This window comes from Isoptericola sp. F-RaC21, assembly GCF_038593535.1.
GTDB lineage: Bacteria > Actinomycetota > Actinomycetes > Actinomycetales > Cellulomonadaceae > Isoptericola.
In genome coordinates, this window is record NZ_JBCFYX010000003.1 from 487,625 (window position 1) to 508,754 (window position 21,130).

Consider the following 21,130-nt stretch of genomic DNA (forward strand, 5'->3'; position numbering starts at 1 on the left):
TGAGACCAGGTGTGAGAGGGCCCCGACCCGGCGCCGACGTCGGCCTCGGGCGGCCCGTGCCCGGGGCGATTCACCCGGGTGAGGTACCCCCGGAACCGGGCCGGATCGAGGTCCTGGCGCCATAACCTGACGGAGCCGCCGCGCCCTACGGCGGCGACCGCAGGGGAGGCCCGATGACCGACGGTGTGGTGCTCGCCCACGACTACGCGACGCAGCGAGGCGGGGCGGAACGTGTCGCCCTGCTCCTGGCGCAGGCGTTCCCCGGCTCGCCGATGTACACGACGCTGTACGACGCGGGCGGCACGTTCCCCGAGTTCGCGGACGTCCCGCTGCGCCCCGGCCCGCTCGACCGCGTGCGCGCGCTGCGGCGTCACCACCGGCTGGCGCTGCCCGCCCTGGCGGCCGCCGTCGACCGGCAGCGCGTCGAGGGGGACGTGCTGCTCGCCAGCTCGACGGGCTGGGCGCACGGGTACCGCGGCGCGCGCCGCACCGTCGTCTACTGCCACGCCCCGGCGCGGTGGCTCTACCAGGCGGAGCGCTACCTGGGTGCGCACGCCCCCGCCGGCGGGGCGGCGGACCGGCTCCGCGCCGCGGCGGCGCGGGCGGCGCTCGGGGCGCTCGCCCCCCGCCTGCGCGACTGGGACCGGCGGGCGGCCCGCCGCGCCGACGTGTACCTCGCCAACTCGACGGTCACGCGGGACGCGGTGGTCGCCGCCTACGGCATCGACGCCGAGGTGCTGCCTCCGCCGCCGGCGCTCGCGCCCGACGGTCCGGAGCGGCGGCCGCGCGCCCTGCCCGCCGCCGACGGCGGGGAGCCGGGCGGCTACCTGCTGTGCGTGGCGAGGCTGCTGCCGTACAAGAACGTGGACGTCGTGGTGCGGGCCGCGCTCGAGACCGGGCACCGCCTCGTGGTCGTCGGCGACGGCCCCGACCGCGCCCGGCTCGCCGGGATCGCCGCCCGGGGTCGGCCCGGCCAGGTGGTGCTTGCGGGCCGGGTGGACGACGCCGAGCTGCGCTGGCTCTACCGCCGCGCCGCGCTGCTCGTCGCCGCGTCGTACGAGGACTACGGGCTGACGCCGCTCGAGGCGGGAGCGTTCGGCGTCCCGGTCGCCGCGCTCCGCGCCGGCGGCTACCTCGACACCGTGGTCCCCGGCGTCAACGGCGTGTACTTCGACGCGGTGACGCCCGCGTCGGTGGCCCGCGCGATCGACGAGGCCCGCGCGACCCGGTGGGACGACGGCGCGATCGACGCGCACGTCCAGCGGCTGGGGGTGCCCCGGTTCCTCGACCGCCTGCGCCAGGTCGTGCTCGACCAGCGGCCCCTCGTGCCCGGCCCGGCGGTGCAGGCCGTGCCGGCCGTGCCCGCCGTCGTCGGCATGGCCGGCGCGACCCGCACCGCGGGGAAGGTGGCCGTCCGATGACCGTGCGGGAGTTCTTCCGTACCGTGTGGGACGGCAAGTACCTCGTCGCGGTGACCCTCGTCGTCGTGCTCGTCGCCGCGTTCGTGTACCTCGACCGCCAGGAGGAGGTCTACGAGGCGACGGCGACCGTGCAGCTGCGGGAGGCCGACGCCGCGCCGGACTCCGAGGCGGTCGTCATGACGGTCGACGACGACCCGGACCTCGCCACCGGCCCGGAGGTGGAGCGGGCGGCGGCGGCCGAGCTCGGCACCGACGCGGGGTCGCTGACGGTGACGGCCGCCACGGGCTCGGAGCCCAGCAACGTGACGGTCACCGCGCGCGGCGGCAGCGCCGAGGAGGCGGTCGCCGTCGCGAACACGGTCGCGGCGGCGTACGTCGCGCACCTGCCCGCCGTGCTCGACGCGCAGCTCGAGGAGATCGACTCCCGGCTCGGCCGGATGCGCGACCAGTACCGCACGGTGAAGGACCGCAGCAGCAGGTCCGACGCCCTGGCGCAGACCGAGCTCACGACCATCGAGGGGCAGTACCAGGTGCTCGTGGGCGAGCAGCAGATGCTCGACTCGATCCGCGCGTCCGAGGCGGTGGCCGTGGTGGCCACGCCGGCGGACACGGCCGTGTCCCTCGGGATCCCGCCCGCGACGGTCCTCGCCCTCGGCGTGCTCGCCGGGCTGCTGGCCGGGATCGGGGTCGCGTTCGCCCGCCGGGGCCTGGACTTCCGGGTCCGCGGCGCGACCCAGGCCGGTGAGCTCACCGGCCTGCCCGTGCTCGCCGAGCTCTCCGGCGTGAAGAGCTCGCTCAAGGACGCCCGCGCGACCGGGACCCTGCCGATCTCCAGCCGCACGGCGTCGCCGTTCACCGAGTCGATCCGCGAGCTGCGCACCGCCCTGCACGTGGCGCTGCCGGAGGGCGAGAACGCGATCGTGCTCGTCACGGCGACCGACCCGGCGGCTCCCCGGTCGTTCATCGCGGCCAACCTCGCGGCGTCGTGGGCCCTCAGCGGGCGCCGCACGGCGATCCTGCAGGCCGACATGCGCCGCCCGGAGCTCGACGCGCTCCTGCCGCCGCCCGCCGGTTGGGACGGGGACCCGCAGGCGCCGCGCCCCACCCGCGTGCCGCAGCTCGAGGTGGTGCCCGTGCCGCACGTCGCCATGGACCCGGCGGACTACCTCGCGACCGACGACGCCCGCGCGCTCGTCGACGGCCTGCGCGAGCGGGCGGAGATCGTCGTGATCGACGCACCGCCCGTGCTCGCGGCCGCCGACGCGACCATCCTCGGCGGGTACGCCGACAGCGCGGTGCTGATCGCCACCGTCGGCAGGACGGACCGGGTGGTGCTCAGCGAGTCCGCGGACCGCCTGCGCGGCAACAACGTGCCGCTCGCGGGAGTCGCGCTCTCGGGGGTCAAGGGCGACCGCCGCACCCTGTACGCGTCGGTGTACGACGCGGCCGGCGGGCCTCCGGAGGAGCACGCGCCGGCGCCCGCCGCGACGGCCGGCGGGCCCGGCGACCAGAGCGACGAGGACGGCGACGGTGACGGTGACCACGGCGGTGACCCGGTGGGGACCGCGACGGTCCGGCTGCCGACGGTGGTCGCGGCCCGGGCGGCCGCACCGGCCCGCGGGCCGCACTGGCCCCGGGTCACGTCCACGTCGCGGTCGAGCGACACCGTCGCGCTCGGCCCCGAGCAGGCGGAGCCTCGCCCGCGCGAGCGCGGGAACCCGGAGCGGTGAGGGGCCCGCGCCCGCCGGGACCGCTGCGGGTGCTCGTCGTCGGGCACACCGCCGAGCTCGGCGGGGCGGAGCTCGCGCTGGTCCGCCTCTGCGCGGCGCTGCGCCAGGACGCCGCCGGCGTCGACGTCCGCGCGGCCCTGCTCGCGGACGGGCCGCTGGTCGCGCTCCTCGAGGACGCCGGGACCCCCGTGCGGGTGGTGGCGGCCGACCCCGCGCTCGTGACCGCGGCCCGCGGCACGCTCACGACGCCCTCCGCGGGCGCCCTGCGCCGCGTCGCCGCCGCCGCCCGCACCGTCGTCGCGCTGCGCCGCGTCGTCCGGGCCGCCCGACCGGACGTCGTGCACACCACCACCCTCAAGGCCGACGTGCTGGGGCTCGTCGCGGCGTGGACCTGCCGCGTGCCCGTGGTGTGGCACGTGCACGACCGGGTCGCGCCCGACTACCTGCCGCCCGCCGTCGTCCGCGTGCTGCGGGCCGTGGCCCGGCGCGGGCCGCGGGCGGTGGTCGCCAACTCGCGCGCGACGGCGGCGACCCTGCCGGGGGTCCGCGACCTGACCGTGGCGTACCCGGGCTTCGCGCCCGAGCAGGCCCGGCCGGCGCCGCCCGGCCCGCCGTCCGGGCGCCCGCGCGTCGTGGGGCTGCTCGGCCGCCTCTCGCCGACGAAGGGCCAGCTCGAGCTGGTCCGCGCGACGCCCGCCGTGCTGGCGCACCACCCCGACGTCGTCGTCCGGTTGGTCGGCGCCCCGGCGTTCGGGGCGGAGGGCTACGCGCGCGAGGTGGAGGCGGAGGTCCGGCGGCTGGGCCTCGAGGGGCGGGTCGAGCTCGCGGGCTTCGCCGCCGACCCCGCCGCCGTCCTCGACTCGCTCGCGCTGTGCGTGCACGCGTCCCCCGTCCCCGAGCCGTTCGGGCAGGTGGTGGTCGAGGCCATGGTGCGGGGCGTGCCCGTGGTCGCCACCGACGCCGGCGGGGTCCCCGAGATCCTGCGCGCCGCGGACCCGCCGCTCGGCCGCCTCGTGCCCCCGGGGGACCCGCAGGCGCTCGCCGACGCGATCGTCGCCGTCCTCGACGACCCCCGCGCCGCGCACGACGTCGCGGCGCGGGCGCACGCCGTCGCGCTGGCGCGGTTCTCCGTGGCGGAGACGGCCCGGACCGTCAGCGCGGTGTGGAGACGGGCCGCCCGTCCCGCACCGGCCCGGCGGCGGCGGCCCGTTCCAGCGCCGCCGCGAACCGCGTGACCTGGCCCTCCCAGGTGGGCACGTCGTCGGCCGGCGCCGACGGCCGCGGGTGCGTCAGCCGGCCGCGGACCGCGGCCGGGAACCCCGGTGCGTCCACGACGGTGACGGCGGGGCCGCTCGGGCTCCCGTCCCCGTCCCCGGTCGCGTCGCCGGCCCCGCCCTCGTCGCGGAACCCCGCGACGGGCGTGGTCACGACCGGCCGCCCCACCGCCCGGTACTCGTACAGCTTGAGCGGGTCGAGGCTGTCGGTGAAGCCGTCCACCACGTGCGGGACCACGAGCGCCGCCGCGTGCTGGAGGTAGGCGGGCACGGCGTCGAACGGCCGGGCGCCCGTCAGCACGACGCCGGCGCCCCGCAGCAGGGCCGCGTCGTCACGGTCGAGCGCGACCGGCCCCACGAGCACGAGGGTCCCCGCCCCCGCGAGCGCGGCCTGGGTCCGCACGCACAGGTCGACGTCGAGCCGGTCGCGGTGCAGCGTGCCCACGTACACCGCGCACGGTCCGGCGGGCAGGTCGCGCGGGCGCGGGCGCGGGCGGCGGTACGCGGCGAGGTCCACGCCGTTGGTGACGAGGGTGACCGGCCCGCGGGTCCGGGCGCCGCCCTTGCGCTCGGCGAGCGCCGGCGAGCAGACGGTGACCTCCCGGGCACCCGTGAGCAGCGCCGCCTCCGCCGCGACGAGGCGCGCGTGCTCGGCGGGGGGCCGGCGCGCGCTCGTCCAGTCGTCCGTGACGTCGTACACCGTGCGCCAGCCCGTGACCGCGAGGACGTCGGCGGCGCCCGGGTCGTTGGCCCACAGCACCGGCCGTCGTAGCCCCGCGCGGGCCGCCGCGCGCCGCACCCCGACGGCCCGGCGCCGGTCGCCCCCGGGGTCGGCGCGGCGCGGCAGCCACTTGGTCTGCTGCAGCAGCCACAGCCGGCCCGCGGCCACGCCGTCCAGCGGCGGCCCGGCGCGCAGCCCCAGCCCGGTGCGGGGCCGGGTGCGGCGCAGGGCGTCGTGGGCCGGGTCGCGCGGCGGCTCCACCACGAGCAGCCGCGCCCGCGGGAACCGGCGCAGCAGGCCCGCGGCGAGGTGCTGGTTGCGGCGCCACACGTCGTCCCACGGCTCCAGCGACACCAGCACGACGTCCCGGACGCCGCGGCCGGTCACGACGGCCGCCCGGAGCCGAGCACGGCGTCCCCGCGGCCGGCGCGCCATCCCGCCGCGCGCGGTCCCGGCGCGCGGCGCAGCGCGTCGCGGTAGACGGCGTCCGTGGCGGCCGCCTGCGCGGCCGGGGTGTGGTCGCGGCGCTGGCGGTCGCGCGCGGCGTCGGCGAGCGCGTCGCGACGCGTGGGCGACCCGGCGAGCACGGCCAGGCACCGCCCGCCGTCGAGCGCGTCGCCCGGCCGCCAGAGCGCCGCGGGGTCGAGCCCGCCGAGCGTCTCGACGTGGCCGCCGGCGGCCGCGGCCACCACCGGCAGGCCCGCGGCCATCGCCTCCAGCACGCTCAGCCCGAGGCCCTCCGCCGGGCACGGGGCGAGCAGCAGCGACGCCCGGGCCATGCGGTCGGCGACGTCGCGACGCTCCCCGAGCAGCCGGACGCTCCCGGTCAGCCCGCCGGCACGCACCAGCCGCTCCAGGTCGTCCCGGAGGGAGCCGCCGCCCGCCACGTCGAGCCGCCATCCCCGCGCGGCCAGGCCGGAGGCGGCGAAGGCCCGGACGCCGAGGTCCGTGCGCTTCTCGGGCTCGAGCCGCTGCACCATCAGCACGACCGGCTCACGGTCCGCGGCGCGCGGTCCGCCTGACCCGCCGACGGGCCCGGGCACCCCGGGCGGGACGACGACGCTGGGCCCGTCGACCGCGGCCGCGACGTACCCGCTGATCGCGATCTGCGCCGCCAGCCGGGGCCCGATCACGCGCGCCGCGGCGCGCCCGGGCAGGCTGCGGCCGCGGACCTGCGCGAAGTGCCGCGTGGCCACCACGGGAACCCGGTGCCCGGTCGTCGCGTGCGCCGCGACGACCGCCAGGAGCTCCGCCGTCGTCATGTGCGCGTGCAGGACGTCGGCCCGGGCGCGCACCGCCGACAGCGACGCCCACGCCTCGCGCGGGGAGCGGCCCGCGAGGACCCGGACCCCGGGGCCGGCCGCCTCGCCCACCCGGCCGACGTCGCCGCCGACGACGGCGACCCGGTCGCCGTGCTCCGCCTGCGCGCGGGCGAGCCGGGCGACGTGCGCCTCCACGCCCGCGAACGCGCCCGAGACGACGACGTGGACCACGGTGAGCGGCCCGCCCGGTGCGCCGGTCACCGCGGCCCCCGGCCGTCGGTCGTGCCGCTCCCCGGCCCCGCCCCGGCGAGGACTGCCGCGGGCAGCGCGGGCCGCAGGCGCTCGGCGTCGTGCGCCTGCGCGCCGAGGCACAGGCCCACGATCACGAACGGCAGCGAGGTCTGGACCGCGACCCAGAACAGGTCGAGCTGGCCCTGCACCATCCGGTTCGCGACCACGGCCACGGCGAGCGTCCCGTAGCGCGGGTCGACCCGCCAGGCGACGACGAGCACGCCGATCATCATCACGAGGAAGCCGAGGAGGCCCACCGTGCCGGCCGAGCTGAGCACCTCGAGCTCGGCGTTGGGCGGCTGGAACTCGAACTCCGTGCGGCCCGCCGTCCACCAGCGCAGCCCCACCCCGAACCACTCGTTGGAGTTCCACACCGCGAGCGACTGCTCGAACCAGGTGAGCCGCTGGTACGTGGAGTTGAAGGTGTTCCCCGACGCGAGCTGCTCCGCGACGGTCTGCCACACGTACCAGACCGCGACGGGGATGCCGAGGAGCGGGAGCCGGCTGCGGTGCCGGCCCGGCTCCGGGCGCAGGATCAGCACGAGGACCGCCACGGCGAGCCCGACCATCGCCTGCCGCGACTGGGCCGCCGCGATGCCCGCGGCGAAGAGCAGGAAGAGGCCGATCGCGACCGGGCGGTTCCAGCCCAGCCAGCGCGGGCGCGCGTAGGCGATGGTCGCGCCGAACGCGAGGATGTCGCCGAGCGCGTTCTTGTGCAGGCTGAACGGCGCGTCGAGGTAGACGGGGCTGGGGGCGCCCGCGAGCATCCCGGGCGCGCCCTTCACGATCGCCGCGACCGCCACGACGACCATCGGCGCGACGAGCAGGTTCGTCGCGAGCCGCCCGTGCCCGTCGCGCGCGGCCGCCCAGCCGACGACCACGGCGCCGCCCACCAGCAGCCACGCGTGGAACCACTCGACCGTGTTGGCGGCGTACGGGTTCGCGACCACCGTGAACAGGGTGGCCGCCTGATAGACGGCGGTGAGCCACAGGATCGAGCGCACCGGACGGCTGAAGGGGCGACGGCCCAGCACGAGCGCGATGCCGAACGCGGCCGCCAGCGCGAAGTCGCTGATCGACAGGTCCACCCCGGCGGCGCCCACCCGGGGGACGAGGGTCAGGGCGGGCATCACGAACGCGATCGTGGCCGACGGGGAGCAGGCGACGAGGCCGAGCGTCAGCACGAGCGCGGCCGCGCCCAGCCCCCACGTCGGGTCGAAGGCCGTCGCCGCGGCCACGACCCCGAGCGCCGCCGCCCCGGCCGCCGCCACCACGACCTGCTCGGTGCGCCGGTCGGTCCGGACCACGGCGGCGAACCGCGAGCGCGTCACGGCGCCGCCGGTGAGCTCGCCCGGACGCCGGCCGCGGGGCCGCCGGGCCCGGCCGCGACGAGCCGCCGCTCCGCGCGGAGGGGGCCGGCCAGGTAGAGCCCGAGCCGGCGGCGGGCGGCGCGACGCGCGTCGGCGTCGGGCAGCACGACGGCGCGCGCGGCCGACCCGGCGGCGGCGCCGACGCGCGCGACCTGCCAGCCCAGTGCGCCGTGATGCTTGCGCAGGTACCGCTCCTGCGACGCGTGGAAGTGCGTCTCGCGGCGCGACGGGTCGCTGCTCGTGGCCCCGCCCGCGTGGCGCGCGACCACGTCGTCCGCCAGCACGTGGCGCCACCCGCGCGCGCTGGCCCGGCGTGCCCAGTCGGTCTCCTCCGCGTACAGGAAGAAGCGGTCGTCCAGGGGGCCGACGTCGGCGAGCGCGTCCGCGCGCAGCATCAGCACCGCGCCGATCACGTAGCCGTCGCGGGCCGTGCGGTCGTGCACGCGGCCGAGGCCCACGGCCTCCAGCCAGGTGCGCGCGGGCGACGGGAACGGCCAGGCCACGCGGGCGGGCCGCCCGTCGTCGTCCACCTGGGCCGGCCCGGCGCTCGCCGTCCGCGGGTGGTCGTGCAGGCGGCGCTGCAGCGCGAGGATCTCCCCGGCCCCGATGACGGCGTCGGGGTTCAGCAGCAGCACGTCCCGGCCCGGCAGCTGCCGGTGGGCGAGCGCGTGGTCGACACCCGCGGCGAAGCCGCCGTTGGTCCCCGGGTCGAGGTAGCGCCCGCCCGCGATCCCGACGATCTCCTTGATCTCGGGCAGCGACGAGTTGTCCACCACGGTCAGCGGCAGCCGCCCCACCAGCGGGGCGAGCGCGGCGCGCAGCCGGTCGGGCGTCCCGTAGGCGACGACGACGACCTCCGGCGGCTCGGGCGCGGCGGGGAGGACCCTCCGGCGGACCTGCGATCCGGCGCACGCGTGCTCGTACAGGTCCTGGTAGGCGGCGGCGACCGCGGGCCACGCGCACCGCGCGGCCTGGGCCCGCCCGGCGGCGCGCAGCCGCTGGGCGAGGGCCGGGTCCGTGCCGGCGGCGAGCAGCGCCTCGCGGAGCGCCCCCGGGTGGTCCGGCGGCACCAGCAGCCCGGCCGGGCCGACCACGTCCGGCAGGGCGCCCGTCGAGGTCGCCACGACCGGCACGCCGCACGCCATCGCCTCGACCGCCACGCGGCCGAACTGCTCCACCCAGCCCGGCGTGCGCCGCGACGGCACCGCCAGGACGTCGAGGGACCGGTAGAACTCCGGGAGGCGCGCGTCGTCGAGCGCGCCGCGGAAGCGGACCCGGTCGCCCAGCGGTCGCGCGGCGGCCCGCAGCGCGGCGGCGTCCGGGCCGTCGCCCGCGACGTCGAGGCGCAGGCGCGGCTCGTCGCGCACGGCCGCGAGCAGGGTGTCGACGCCCTTGTGGGGCGCGAGCCGCCCGGCGTACCCGACCCGGACCACGCCGGGCGTCGGGCCGTCGTCCTCGCCGGGGGCGCGGTCTGGCCGGAAGTGCCCCAGGTCGACGCCGAGGGGGACGGTGCGGACCAGGCCCCGCGCGCCCTTGGCCCGGACGACCTCGCCGGCCTGGTCGCTGCACACGCTCACGGCGGCGGCGTGCCGCAGCACCCACCGCTCCACCGCCCGGAAGGGGAGCGGGTACCGCTTGGCGAGGTTCTGCGCCGAGTACACGACGAACGGTGCGGGGGCCCGTCCCCGCAGGCGGGCGCTCAGCCAGGCGAGCGCCAGCACCTCGGCCGTGGCCAGCGCGAAGGGCTCCTCGTGCACGTCGAGCACGTCGTGCGGCGAGTCCAGCGCGTGCCAGAGGTCGCGCGGGTCGTACACGAACAGGGCGGGGTGGGTGCCCCAGGTGCGCAGCCCGGCGACGTCCTCGCCGTCCCGCGCCACGAGCGGCACGCGGCGCCCGCCCTCGTCCCAGGCCCGCGCCGCGAACAGGGCGACGTCGACGCCGCGCAGCCGCAGCTCGCGCTCCCGTTCCCGCCACGCGTCGACGACGGCACTGTGCGAGAAGCGCAGGACTCTCATGCCTCCCGATCCTCGCCGTCGCCGCCGGAGCGGGGAACGACGCGGGGACACAATCACCCGGGGTCCCGGGGGTTTTCACCCCGGGCAACCCTCACGGTCCGCGGCGCGCCCTGGTTAGCGTCGAAGCGGCTTCGCAGCCACCGGTCCGCGGCCGCACCAGGCCCTCACGACCGGCCGGACGACGATGACGGGGGACGGACGATGCGAGTGCTCGTCGATGGGGACCGAGGGTACGTCGGGGCGGTGCTGGTGCCGTTCCTGCAGGACGCCGGCCACGAGGTGGTGGGGCTCGACGTCGGCTGGTACGACGGGTGCGACTTCGGCCCGCCAGTGACCGGGTACGAGCAGCGCACGGGCGACGTCCGCGACGCGCAGCCGGAGGACCTCGTCGGGTTCGACGCGGTGGTCCACCTCGCGGCGATCTCGAACGACCCGCTGGGCCACCTGAACCCGCAGGCCACGTTCTCCGTGAACACGGACGGCGCGGTGCGCATGGCGCGCGCGGCCCGGGCCGCCGGGGTGCCGCGGTTCCTGTTCTCCTCGTCGTGCTCGCTGTACGGCGCGGCGGGCGACGAGCCCGTCCACGAGGACTCCGCGTTCAACCCCGTCACCCCCTACGGGGAGTCGAAGGTCCAGGCCGAGCGGGGGATCTCGGCGCTGGCGGACGACGACTTCTCGCCCACGTTCCTGCGCAACGCCACCGCGTACGGGTCCTCCCCGCGGCTGCGTGCCGACATCGTCGTCAACAACCTCACCGGCACCGCCTACACGCGCGGGCAGGTGCGGCTCCAGTCCGACGGCAGCCCCTGGCGGCCGCTCGTGCACGTCGAGGACATCGCCCGCGCCTTCCTCGCGGGCCTCGAGGCGCCGCGGGAGGTCGTGCACGACCAGGCGTTCAACGTGGGGCGGGACGAGGACGTCGTGCAGATCCGCACCATCGCCGAGCAGGTCAGCGAGATCACCGGAGCGCCGGTGACGTTCGCCGAGGGCGCGGGCGCCGACTCCCGCAACTACCGGGTCGACTTCACGAAGATCCGCTCGACGCTGCCCGCCGCCGCGCCGGCCTGGACCATCCCCGACGGCATCCGCGAGATCTGGAAGGACGCCGCGGACCGCAACCTCACCGCCGAGCAGTTCGAGGGCGAGCGCTTCGTGCGCCTCGCGCGGATCAACCGGCTCGCCGCCGACGGCCGCCTCGACATCGCCACGCTCCGGCTGCACTGAGCCGACCCTTCCACGGAGGACGTCATGACCGACACCACCACGCACGCCTCGCACCGCCGCGACCCGCGGACGGAACCCCTCGACCCCGCCTGGCGCGACCGCTGGGACGGGTCGGCCGAGGGCGCCGTCGTCCTCGACCTGGGGATGCAGCCGCCCGCGGACCTGTTCCCCGACCCGTCCGACCCCACCCCCGACCCGGAGCACCCGCTGCGCATGGTCCTCGGCGCGTCGACCGGGCTGGCGCAGATCGAGTCGGACCCGACGTCGCCGGAGGAGCCGCGCGGCGTGGAGCCCGCGGCCCTGGTCGCCCAGGCCGAGGCCGCCGTCGACCAGGCGGAGGCCGCCGGGTTCGTGCGCCGCGGCGCCCGCGTGCTGGAGTACCCGAGCCCGCACGGCGGCACCTGGGTGGACCAGCTCGCGCGCCGCGACATGGTCGAGGTGACCGAGGGGCCCGCCGAGCTGATCGTCGACATCTTCGGGATGATGCACGACGCCGACCAGCGCGCCGCGCTGCTCGAGCGGCGCGACCGGCTCGCGGACGACGGCGTGCTGCTCATGCAGTACCACACGCTCGCGGCGATCGTGCGGGGCGGCATCTGGAACGCGCTGCGGCACGGGCACTTCGCCTACTACTCGACGCCCGCCCTGGTCCGCATGGGCGCCGAGGCGGGGCTCACCGCCGTCGGCGCCTGGGAGTACCCGCTGTACGGCGGCACGATCATGCTGGCCTTCGCCAAGGACGGCTCGCGGTGGGGCGGGCAGTCCGCCGACGTCACGGCGATGGTCGAGCGCGAGACCGCCGAGGGCGTGCTCGACCCGGCGTCCGTCGCGATGCTCGGCACCGCGCTGCGCGAGTCCGTGGCCGCCATCGGCGCCTACCTGCACGACGCGACGTCGCGCGGGCTGCGCGTGACGGGCTACGGCGCGGCGTCCCGCACGTCCGCGCTGCTGCGCGCCTCGGACATCGACGCGTCGCAGGTCGTCGCCGTCGCCGACGCCTCCACCGCCAAGCACGGCCGCACGATGCCCGGCAACCGCATCCCGATCGTCTCGCCGGCGGACATGGTCGCGCTGCGACCCGACCGCGTGCTGCTCTTCGTCCCGGACCTGCTGGACGAGGTGCGCCGCGCGCTGCCGGAGGTCGAGGAGCACGGCGGCCGGTGGGTGGTGCTCGACCCGATGCCCCGCGAGGTCTGACGGACACCCCGGCGCCTGTTCGGCGCCGGGGTGCCGCGGGATCAGCGGCCGAGGCTCGCCCGGTACTCGGCCCACGTGAGGCCGTGCCGGTCGCGCTCGGAGACGATCGTGATCGGGGCGGGCCACGGGACGGCGAGGTCGGGGTCGTCGAAGCTGACGGTGACGTCCTCGTCGGGGCCGTAGAAGTCGTCGATGCGGTACACGAAGTCCGTCACCGACGTCAGGGCCTGGTACCCGTGCAGGAACCCGCGCGGGATGTAGACCTGCCGGCAGACCTGGTCGTCGAGCAGGAACGTCTCCATCTGCCCGAAGGTGGGGGAGTCCGGCCGCGCGTCGATCGCGATGTCGAGGACGGCTCCGTGGGCGCAGCGCACCAGCTTGGCCTCGCCGGCGTTCGACCGGCCGTGCAGGCCGCGGACGACGCCCTGGTAGGAGCGGGACTGGTTCTCCTGCTTGAAGCCGGCCGGGTCGATGCCCGCCTCGGCCATGACGGCGACGTCGTACGTGCGGGAGAAGTAGCCCCGCTCGTCGCGATGGGGTGTCGGCTCGAACACGAGGAGCCCGGGGATGGATGTCTCGATGACCTTCATGCGTCCTCACGCTAGGTCGCCCAGGCCGCCCGGGGGACTGCCCGGGGCGGATGAAAAACGGCCGTATCCCGCCGCTGGCCGGGTGAACTGGCGGGGAGCGTCTTCCGCGCGCCGCGGCCCGGTGCACAGACTGGCGACGGCCAGCAGGTCCGACCCCAGGGAGCCTCAGATGACCCAGACCGCAGGCACCTCAGGCAGCGACGGCACGGCGAGCGCGCCCGCCCCGTCCCGCTTCGCCCGGTCGGCCGCGGCGCAGCGTCGGCTGCACCAGCTGGTCCCCGGCGGGGCCCACACGTACGCCCGCGGCTCGGACCAGTACCCGGAGGGCATGGCGCCCGTGCTGGTGCGGGGCCACGGCGCCCGCGTGCAGGACCTCGACGGCAACTGGTTCGTCGAGTACGGCATGGGCCTGCGGGCGGTGACGCTCGGGCACGGGTACGAGGCGGTCGTCGGCGCGGTGGCCCGCGCCGCGTCCGAGGGCGTGAACTTCTCCCGCCCGTCGGTCTGGGAGCTGCAGGCCGCGGAACGCTTCTGCGCGCAGGTGCCGGGCGCCGAGATGGTGAAGTTCGCCAAGAACGGCTCGGACGTCACGACGGCGGCGATCAAGCTCGCCCGCGTGGCGACCGGTCGCGACCTGGTGGCGGTCTGCTCCACCCAGCCGTTCTTCTCCACCGACGACTGGTTCGTCTCGACCACCGCCATGTCGGCGGGGATCCCGCAGGCGCACCGCGACCTCACCGTCGGGTTCCGGTACAACGACCTCGACTCGGTGCGCACGATGCTGGACGCGCACCCGGGGCAGGTGGCGGCGCTGATCCTCGAGCAGGCGACGGCGACGGCCGAGCCGGCGCCGGGCTTCCTCGAGGGCCTGCGGGAGCTGGCCGACCGCGACGGGTTCGTGCTGGTCTTCGACGAGATGATCACCGGCATGCGCTGGGCCGCGGGCGGCGCGCAGTCGGTGTACGGCGTGGTGCCCGACCTGTCGACCTGGGGCAAGGCGCTCGGCAACGGCTTCTCCGTCTCCGCCCTCGCGGGCCGCGCGGACCTCATGGAGGTGGGCGGGCTCAACACCGACGCCTCCCGGGCCTTCCTGCTGTCCACCACGCACGGGGCCGAGACGACGGGCCTGGCCGCGTACCTCGCCGTGGCCGAGGCGTACGCCGAGCGCGACGTCGTCGGGGTCATGGAGGCCCAGGGCGAGCGTCTGCGCCGCGGCGTCGAGCGGGCGGTCGCCGAGGCGGGGCTCGCCGACCACGTGACGGTCATGGGCCGGGCGTCGTGCCTCGTCTTCGGCACGCGCGACCACGAGGGCAACCCGTCGCAGGCGTTCCGCACCCTGTTCCTGCAGGAGCTGCTGGAGCGCGGTGTGCTGGCCCAGTCGTTCGTGATCTCGGCGGCCCACACCGACGCCGACGTCGACCACACCGTGGAGGCCGTGCGCGGCGCGCTCGTCGCCTACGGGCAGGCCGTCGACGCCGGCACCACCGACGGCCTGCTGCGGGGCCGCCCCGTGGCGCCGGCCATGCGGGAGCGGGCCGCCCCGCGGCGGCTGCCGGACGCCGGAGGCGTCGAGGTCGACGGGGCCGGCAGCGTCGCCGGTCGAGCAACGACGGAGGTCGGGTCATGAAGGTCGTGCTGTTCTGCGGCGGGCTGGGGATGCGCATGCGCTCCGGCCCGGAGTCGCTGCCCAAGCCGATGATGTCGATCGGGTCGCGCCCGGTCCTGTGGCACATCATGAAGTACTACGCGCACTTCGGGCACACGGAGTTCATCCTGTGCCTCGGGTACGGCGCGACGGTCGTCAAGGACTACTTCCTGAACTACTCCGAGGCCCACTCGAACGACTTCGTCCTCAGCCGGGGCGGGGACCAGGTCGAGCTGCTCTCGAGCGACATCAGCGAGTGGCGCATCACCTTCGTCGACACCGGGATCGACACCCCGATCGGCGAGCGGCTGCGGCGCGTGCGCCCGTACCTGGAGGGCGACGACGTCTTCCTCGCGAACTACGGCGACGTGCTCACCGACGCCCCGATGGACGAGATCGTCGACGAGCTCGTCGCCACCGACGCGGTCGGGTCGCTCCTGGCCGTCCCCCCGCAGGACTCCTTCCACGTGGTGCGCTACGACGACGACGGCACGATGCGCGACCTGGAGCCCGTGGCCGGCATGACCATGTGCATCAACGGCGGCTACTTCGTGCTGCGCCAGGGCATCTTCGACTACCTGGACGAGGGCGACGACCTCGTCATGAACGGCTGCGTGCGCGCGGCCCGCGACGGCCGGTTCCGTGCCGTGGGCTACGAGGGCTTCTGGGCGCCGATGGACACCCTGAAGGAACGCCACATGCTCGAGGAGATGGACCGGCAGGGCCGCCGGCCGTGGGCCGTCTGGGAGCACGCCCCGGGCACGCTGCGCCCCCGCCCCGCCGTGCCTGCCGCGCCGTCGGCGGACCACCCGTCGGCGGACCCCGACCTCGCGCCGGCGCTGAGCGTGCTGGGCGCGACCCGATGATCGGGCTCGTCCCGGCGGCGGGGCGCCTGCGGGTGCTGTGCGTCGCGGCGCACCCCGACGACGTCGAGATCGCCTGCGGCGGCACGCTCCTGGCGCTCGCGGCGCGCGGCGGGGTGCAGGTCGTCGTCGCGACGCTGACCGGCAGCCCCGAGCGGCAGGCCGAGGCCGAGGCCGCGGCCCAGGCGTTCAGCCCGGGCGCCACCAGCCGGTTCTGGTCGCTGCCCGACGGCCGCCTGCCCGAGCACTGGGGCGCGGTCAAGGGCGCCCTCGAGGACCTGGCCGGCGAGCTGTCGCCCGCCGGCGGGGTCGACCTGGTGCTCGCGCCGAGCCCGCAGGACGCGCACCAGGACCACCGGCTCGTCGGGGAGCTCGTGCCGACCGTCTGGCGCGACGCCCTCGTGCTCGAGTACGAGATCCCCAAGTGGGACGGCGACCTGCGCCGCGTCACGACGTACGTGCCGGTCGGCCGCGACGACGCGCGCCGCAAGGTCGAGCTGCTGTCCAAGCACTACCCGTCCCAGACCGCGCGCGACTGGTGGGACGACGAGACGTTCCTCGGGCTGATGCGCCTGCGGGGGATGGAGTGCCGGTCGTCGTACGCCGAGGGCTTCACCGTGCGCAAGCAGCGGCTCGACCTGGCCGGCACGCTGATCGGCACGGCGTCATGACGACCCGGGTGGCGCTCTTCGCGGAGCTGGGCGTGAGCAGCATCGGCAACGACGCGTCGGCCGCGCAGGTGATCCGGCTGCTGGAGGCCGGCCCCGGCGACGTCGAGGTGACCGTCGTCAGCCGCGAGCCCGCCGGCGCCCGGCGGGCCCTCGGCCGCCCGGCCACGAGCGCCCGGGCGCGGTGGTCCTACTCCGGTCCCGGCCACGCCTCGGGCGCGGCCAAGGGGGTCCGGCTCGCCCTGGACCTCGTGCACCTGGTGCGGCTCGCGGGCCGGTTCGACGCCGTCGTCGTCCCCGGCACCGGCGCGCTGGAGGCGGGGCAGGGCGGGCCGCCGCGCGGCACGCTCCTGTCGCTCCTGCTGGTCGGGGTCGCGGCCCGGTGCCGTGCCACGCCGTACGGGTGGCTCGGCGTCGGAGGCAGCCGGTACTCGCGCAGGCTCACGCGATGGGTGGTGCGCGCGGCCGCGGCGACGGCGGACGTCCGCTCGTACCGCGACCCGCTCACGCGCGAGTCGGTCGCCTCGACCGGCGTCGACACCGCGCGCGACGTGCTGATGGGGGACGTCGTGACCGCGCGGTCGGACGTGCCGATCCCGGCGCCCGAGGAGAACCGCGGCGTCGTCGTCGTGAGCGTCATCGACGTGCCCTCCGCCGTCGGCGCCGCCTGGGCCACGGACACCGAGCGCGAGCGCTACCGCCGGGAGATCGGCCGCGTCGTCGCGACGCTCGTCGGACGCGGCGAGCGGGTGCGCGTCGTGGTGTCCGACGCCGCCGACGTGGCGGTGGCGAGGCAGGTCGTCGGGGACGTCGCAGGGGGGCGGGCGCCCGGGAGCGTCGAGATCCGCACGCCGCGCGACTTCGACGAGCTGCTGCGGGAGCTCGCCGGGGTCCGTGCCGTCATCGGCAGCCGCTTCCACATCCTCGTCGGCGCGGCGCTCGACCGGGTGCCGTTCGTCACCGTCGTGCACGCGGACAAGGTGCGGGTGCTGGCGGAGGACGCGGGGGTGGGCGCCTATCGCGTCGACGCCCACAGCTTCGGGGCCGACGAGCTCGTCGAGGCGTTCGACGCCCTGACCGGCAAGCGCGACGCGCTGTCGCGGGACGTCGACGCGTGGGCCCTGCGCGCGCGGGACCGGACGCTGCGCGGCTACGACGAGGTCATGTCCAGGATCCGTGCGCTGCGGGAGGCGTCGTGACAGCTGTTCCACCGGTGACGATCGGGGTGCCCGTGCACGACGGCGAGCGCTACCTCCCGCAGGCGCTCGCGGCCCTGCAGGCTCAGGAGTTCGCGGACCTCGCCGTGATCGTGGCGGACAACGCGTCCACCGACGGCACCCAGGAGATCGCGCGCGAGGCCGCCGCCCGCGACCCGCGGGTCACGTACGTGCGGCACGACGCGAACATCGGCGGCGGCCGCAACGCGGAGTGGCTGCTCGACCACGCCCGCTCGCCGCTGTTCGCCTGGGCGTACCACGACGACCTGCGCGAGCCGGCGTGGCTGCGCCGCAGCGTCGAGGTGCTGGACGACGCGGGCCCGGGCGCCGTGTGCGCCGTCCCGCGCGTGGTGCTCGTCGACACCGAGGGGCGGGAGGTCGGTGAGCACCACGACGGCGACGCCGCCCTCGCCGACGGACTCGCGGGCCCGTCGCCGCACGTGCGGATGGGGACGGTGCTGCGGCGGATGGTCGGCCAGGTCGGGTTCGGCCTGATGCGCACGGCGGCGGCGCGGGCCGCGGGTGGCATCCGGGTCTCGACCGCGGGGGAGATGGTGCTGCCGGCCGCGCTCGCGCTGGCGGGTCGCCTCGAGGTGGTGCCCGAGCGCGGGCTGCTGCGCATCCGCGCGCACGACGGGCGGCACGGCGGCGACCGCGACTCCGAGGCGGCCTGGGTGGACCCGAGCCGTCCCCGCACCGTCTTCCCGTACTCGCGCTCCACGATCCTCCTGCTGCAGGCGGTGGGGGCGGCGCCGCTCGACCGCGCCGAGCGCGCGCGGTGCGCCGCCACGGTGCTCGGGCGCTGGACCGCTCCCGGGTGGCGCAGCATCGTCGGGGACCTCGCCCGCCTGCCTCGGGACGCCGGGCTCGTGGGGGCAAGCCGGGGGGTCGCGTGAGACCGGCGCGGCGGGTTGCGTTCTTCGGCGAGACGGGCACGGGCAACTTCGGGAACGAGGCCTCGCTGGCCGCCGGGCTGCGGCTGCTCGACGGCACCGGGGCGCGGGCGCTGGCCGTGGCGCAGCTGCCCGAGGTCGTCGAGGCCGCCCACGGCGTGGAAGCGGTCGGCATCCGGCACCCGAGCGCGCCGCGCCGCGGGATCAAGGGGCTGCTGGGCCGCGCGGCAGACGTCGTGCACCTGGGCCGGACCGTGCGGTCGGTGGACGCCGTCGTCGTACCGGGCACGGGCATCTTCGAGGGGCAGGGCCAGCGCCCCCGCGGCATCCCGTTCTCGCTGTTCTGCCTGGCCGCCTGGTCGCGCCTGCTGCGTCGCCCGCTCCTGCTGCTCAGCGTCGGGGTCGACGACGAGGCGTCGCCGGGCGTGCGCCGGTTCTTCGCGCGGGCGCTGGCGTGGGCGGACGTCGTGACCGTGCGCGACGAGGGGTCCGCCCGGGCGGTCGCCGGGCTGGGGGTGCGTCGCGAGGTGGCCGTCGTGCCCGACGTCGTGCTGCGCCGCGCCCCTACCGCCACGCCCCCGGCGCCCGGCACCGCGCGGACCCACCCGATCGTCGGGGTCGGCGTCATGGACTGGGGCGGCGCCGAGCGCGACGCCGACCGCGAGCGGTACACGGGGCGGAGCGTCGGCCTCGTGCGGGCGCTGCTCGCCGCGGGGGCGGGCGTGCGGGTCGTGGCCGGCGAGGACCTGGACCTGCGCGTCGCCCGCGAGGTGGTCCGCCGCGTCCGCGAGGCCGACCCCGGCGCGGCCGTCGAGCTGAGCGAGGCCCGCACCGTGGACGACGTCGCGCAGGCGCTCGGCGGGTGCCATGCCCTCGTCGCCGCGCGGTACCACAACCTGGTCGCGGCGGTGAGCGAGGGTGTGCCCGTCGTCGCCACCGGGTACGGGCCCAAGCAGGCCGCTCTGGTCGCGGCGTACAGCCCGTACGGCCGGCACGGCCGCCACGCCTCGCACCGCCCGCCTGGCCCTCACGGCCCGCCCGGTCGACCACCGGAGCCCGAGGGCAGGGTGCACGACACCTCGCACCGCAGGGCCCATGACCGGGACTCCTACGACACGGCGACGGTCGTCGCCCAGGTCCGCGAGATCCTGGCCGACCACTCCGCCGAGGCGGCCCACGTACGGGCGGTCGCGGACGCGGACCGGGCTGCCGTCCGCGCGCAGGAGGACCGCGTGCGGCACCTCCTCGGCATCCACGTCAGGGAGCCGGCGGCGCCGTGAGCCGGCGGCTCGCCGTGCGGGCCGCCGCTGTCCTGGCGGCGCTGTCCGTCGTCGTGCTGGTCGGCGTCGGCGGGTGCCAGGTGCTCCGGCAGGAGGGGGCCGGGCCCGGGGCGCCGCGCGAGCCCTTGACCTCCGGCCCGCCCCCCTCGGCCTCCGACGCCCCGACGGCAGAGCCGCCCACCGACGGCTCGCCGCGGTTCGTCACCGAGATCTCGGCCGACCGCCGGTACTTCGTGGACCAGGCGGGCGACCCGGTGCTCGTGCGGGGCGACTCGCCGTGGTCGTTGCTGGTGGACCTGAGCCCGGCCGAGGCCGAGACCTACCTGACGACCCGCTCCCGGCAGGGCTTCAACACCCTCGTCGTGTCCCTGCTGGGCAACCCGACCAACGGCGGCCCGTCGGCGGACGGCGCCACGGTGGACGGGCTGCTCCCGTTCGTCGGCGGCGACGTCACGCGCTGGGACGCGGCGTACTGGGACCGGGCGCACGCCACCCTGGCGCGCGCGGCGGACCTCGGCCTCACGGTGCTGCTCTACCCGGTGGACAGCTGGACGATCGACGAGCCGTTCGGCTCGCCGGGGGCCGAGGTCTGCCACGAGTACGGGGCGAAGGTGGGCGAGTGGGCCGCGGACCTGCCCCACGTCCTCTGGATGGCCGGCGGCGACTACACGCCCGAGCCCGCCGACGACGCGTGCCTCGACGCGGTGCAGGAGGGGATCCGGTCGACCGGCGACACCCGTCCGTTCTCGGCGCAGCTCATCACGGTGCGGTTCGCCGGCCAGGACCCGCACTGGGACCCGCTCGTCGACTGGGACTTCGTGTACAGCTACCAGCCCGTCTACGAGGCCGTGCGTGAGGCGTACGACACGGGTCCCGTCCGCCCGGCGCTGCTCGGCGAGTCGAACTACGAGGGCGAGAACAACCTGGGCGACGAGCCCACCACCACCGAGACCCTGCGGCGCCAGGTGCTGTGGGCGATCACGTCCGGCTCTCCGGGGGAGGTGTACGGCACCGACGACTGGGAGTTCCTCCCCGGCTGGCAGGGCCGGCTGCACTCCGCGGGCGCCGAGCAGGTGGCGCGGCTGCGCGACGTCGTCGCGGCGCTCCCGTGGTGGACCCTGGTGCCCGACGACGGGGCGCTGCTCACCGGCGGCGCGGGCGGGAACCCGGACGCCTCCGACCAGCTCGAGACCGACCTCGCCACCGCCGCGGCGAGCCCCGACGGCGACCTCGCCCTCGTCTACGTCCCCACCGCGCGCACCGTCACGCTCGACGTCGGCCGGCTCGCGGAGGGGTCGCGGGCCTGGTGGGTGGACCCGACGACGGGCGAGCCCGTGGCGGCACGGCTCGGGACCTCGATGACGACGCCGGGCGCGAACGCCGCGGGCGACCACGACTGGCTGCTCGTGCTGGGCACGCACCCGGTGGACTGAGCCGACCCCGCCGGTCGAGCCCGTCGAGACCCGTCA

Annotated in this window: 17 protein-coding genes; 12 read left to right on the plus strand and 5 right to left on the minus strand. The window is 77.1% G+C overall.

Annotated features, from left to right (window positions below; translation table 11 throughout):
- The first annotated feature begins 173 nt into the window (after positions 1–173).
- The 3 genes from AAG589_RS12775 to AAG589_RS12785 are packed head-to-tail and all read left to right on the plus strand — an operon-like array spanning position 174 to position 4,386.
- Positions 174–1,421, plus strand: coding sequence for a glycosyltransferase (locus tag AAG589_RS12775; protein WP_430567623.1), 1,248 nt, complete (start codon positions 174–176; stop codon positions 1,419–1,421).
- Positions 1,418–3,151, plus strand: a complete 1,734-nt coding sequence (locus tag AAG589_RS12780; protein ID WP_430567624.1) for a CpsD/CapB family tyrosine-protein kinase — start codon at positions 1,418–1,420, stop codon at positions 3,149–3,151. Before AAG589_RS12775 ends, AAG589_RS12780 begins: the two co-directional genes overlap by 4 nt.
- Positions 3,148–4,386 (plus strand): glycosyltransferase, encoded by a 1,239-nt coding sequence (locus AAG589_RS12785; protein ID WP_430567625.1) that lies wholly within the window; start codon positions 3,148–3,150, stop codon positions 4,384–4,386. Before AAG589_RS12780 ends, AAG589_RS12785 begins: the two co-directional genes overlap by 4 nt.
- Here the strand turns inward: AAG589_RS12785 and AAG589_RS12790 are convergent.
- The 4 genes from AAG589_RS12790 to AAG589_RS12805 are packed head-to-tail and all read right to left on the minus strand — an operon-like array spanning position 4,304 to position 10,084.
- Positions 4,304–5,533: a glycosyltransferase gene (locus tag AAG589_RS12790; protein ID WP_430567626.1), complete on the minus strand. Its 1,230-nt coding sequence runs from the start codon at positions 5,531–5,533 to the stop codon at positions 4,304–4,306. The genes AAG589_RS12785 and AAG589_RS12790 overlap by 83 nt on opposite strands.
- Positions 5,530–6,669 (minus strand): glycosyltransferase family 4 protein, encoded by a 1,140-nt coding sequence (locus tag AAG589_RS12795; RefSeq protein WP_430567627.1) that lies wholly within the window; start codon positions 6,667–6,669, stop codon positions 5,530–5,532. Before AAG589_RS12795 ends, AAG589_RS12790 begins: the two co-directional genes overlap by 4 nt.
- The gene (locus AAG589_RS12800; RefSeq protein ID WP_430567628.1) at positions 6,666–8,030 is read right to left on the minus strand and encodes an O-antigen ligase family protein; all 1,365 of its coding nucleotides are present in this window, start codon (positions 8,028–8,030) and stop codon (positions 6,666–6,668) included. The genes AAG589_RS12795 and AAG589_RS12800 overlap by 4 nt, the downstream gene beginning before the upstream one ends.
- Positions 8,027–10,084, minus strand: coding sequence for a glycosyltransferase (locus tag AAG589_RS12805; RefSeq protein WP_430567629.1), 2,058 nt, complete (start codon positions 10,082–10,084; stop codon positions 8,027–8,029). The genes AAG589_RS12800 and AAG589_RS12805 overlap by 4 nt, the downstream gene beginning before the upstream one ends.
- A 201-nt stretch (positions 10,085–10,285) precedes the next feature.
- On the opposite strand from AAG589_RS12805, the gene AAG589_RS12810 reads away from it, so the two are divergent.
- Together AAG589_RS12810 and AAG589_RS12815 are read left to right on the plus strand one after the other, a co-directional pair.
- Positions 10,286–11,308 (plus strand): NAD-dependent epimerase/dehydratase family protein, encoded by a 1,023-nt coding sequence (locus tag AAG589_RS12810; protein ID WP_430567630.1) that lies wholly within the window; start codon positions 10,286–10,288, stop codon positions 11,306–11,308.
- Positions 11,309–11,332: 24 nt separating this feature from the next.
- Positions 11,333–12,505: a methyltransferase domain-containing protein gene (locus AAG589_RS12815; protein ID WP_430567631.1), complete on the plus strand. Its 1,173-nt coding sequence runs from the start codon at positions 11,333–11,335 to the stop codon at positions 12,503–12,505.
- Between the two features lie 41 nt (positions 12,506–12,546).
- Here the strand turns inward: AAG589_RS12815 and rfbC are convergent, their stop codons facing one another.
- On the minus strand, positions 12,547–13,095 hold the full coding sequence (rfbC, locus tag AAG589_RS12820) for a dTDP-4-dehydrorhamnose 3,5-epimerase (RefSeq protein ID WP_430567632.1): 549 nt from the start codon (positions 13,093–13,095) through the stop codon (positions 12,547–12,549).
- Positions 13,096–13,264: 169 nt separating this feature from the next.
- Between rfbC and AAG589_RS12825 the strand changes: the two genes are divergently transcribed.
- From AAG589_RS12825 to AAG589_RS12855, 7 genes are read left to right on the plus strand one after another with little or no spacing between them, the layout of a single operon-like run.
- Positions 13,265–14,722, plus strand: coding sequence for a glutamate-1-semialdehyde 2,1-aminomutase (locus AAG589_RS12825; RefSeq protein WP_430567633.1), 1,458 nt, complete (start codon positions 13,265–13,267; stop codon positions 14,720–14,722).
- Positions 14,719–15,606, plus strand: coding sequence for a glucose-1-phosphate cytidylyltransferase (locus AAG589_RS12830; protein WP_430567634.1), 888 nt, complete (start codon positions 14,719–14,721; stop codon positions 15,604–15,606). The genes AAG589_RS12825 and AAG589_RS12830 overlap by 4 nt, the downstream gene beginning before the upstream one ends.
- Positions 15,603–16,274, plus strand: coding sequence for a PIG-L deacetylase family protein (locus AAG589_RS12835; RefSeq protein ID WP_430567635.1), 672 nt, complete (start codon positions 15,603–15,605; stop codon positions 16,272–16,274). The genes AAG589_RS12830 and AAG589_RS12835 overlap by 4 nt, the downstream gene beginning before the upstream one ends.
- On the plus strand, positions 16,271–17,470 hold the full coding sequence (locus AAG589_RS12840) for a polysaccharide pyruvyl transferase family protein (RefSeq protein WP_430567636.1): 1,200 nt from the start codon (positions 16,271–16,273) through the stop codon (positions 17,468–17,470). Before AAG589_RS12835 ends, AAG589_RS12840 begins: the two co-directional genes overlap by 4 nt.
- Positions 17,467–18,384 (plus strand): glycosyltransferase family 2 protein, encoded by a 918-nt coding sequence (locus tag AAG589_RS12845; protein ID WP_430567637.1) that lies wholly within the window; start codon positions 17,467–17,469, stop codon positions 18,382–18,384. Before AAG589_RS12840 ends, AAG589_RS12845 begins: the two co-directional genes overlap by 4 nt.
- Positions 18,381–19,661 carry a polysaccharide pyruvyl transferase family protein gene (locus AAG589_RS12850; protein WP_430567638.1) on the plus strand — a complete coding sequence of 427 codons (1,281 nt, stop codon included), beginning with the start codon at positions 18,381–18,383 and terminating at the stop codon, positions 19,659–19,661. Before AAG589_RS12845 ends, AAG589_RS12850 begins: the two co-directional genes overlap by 4 nt.
- Positions 19,658–21,094 (plus strand): apiosidase-like domain-containing protein, encoded by a 1,437-nt coding sequence (locus tag AAG589_RS12855; protein ID WP_430567639.1) that lies wholly within the window; start codon positions 19,658–19,660, stop codon positions 21,092–21,094. Before AAG589_RS12850 ends, AAG589_RS12855 begins: the two co-directional genes overlap by 4 nt.
- The last annotated feature ends 36 nt before the right edge of the window (positions 21,095–21,130 follow it).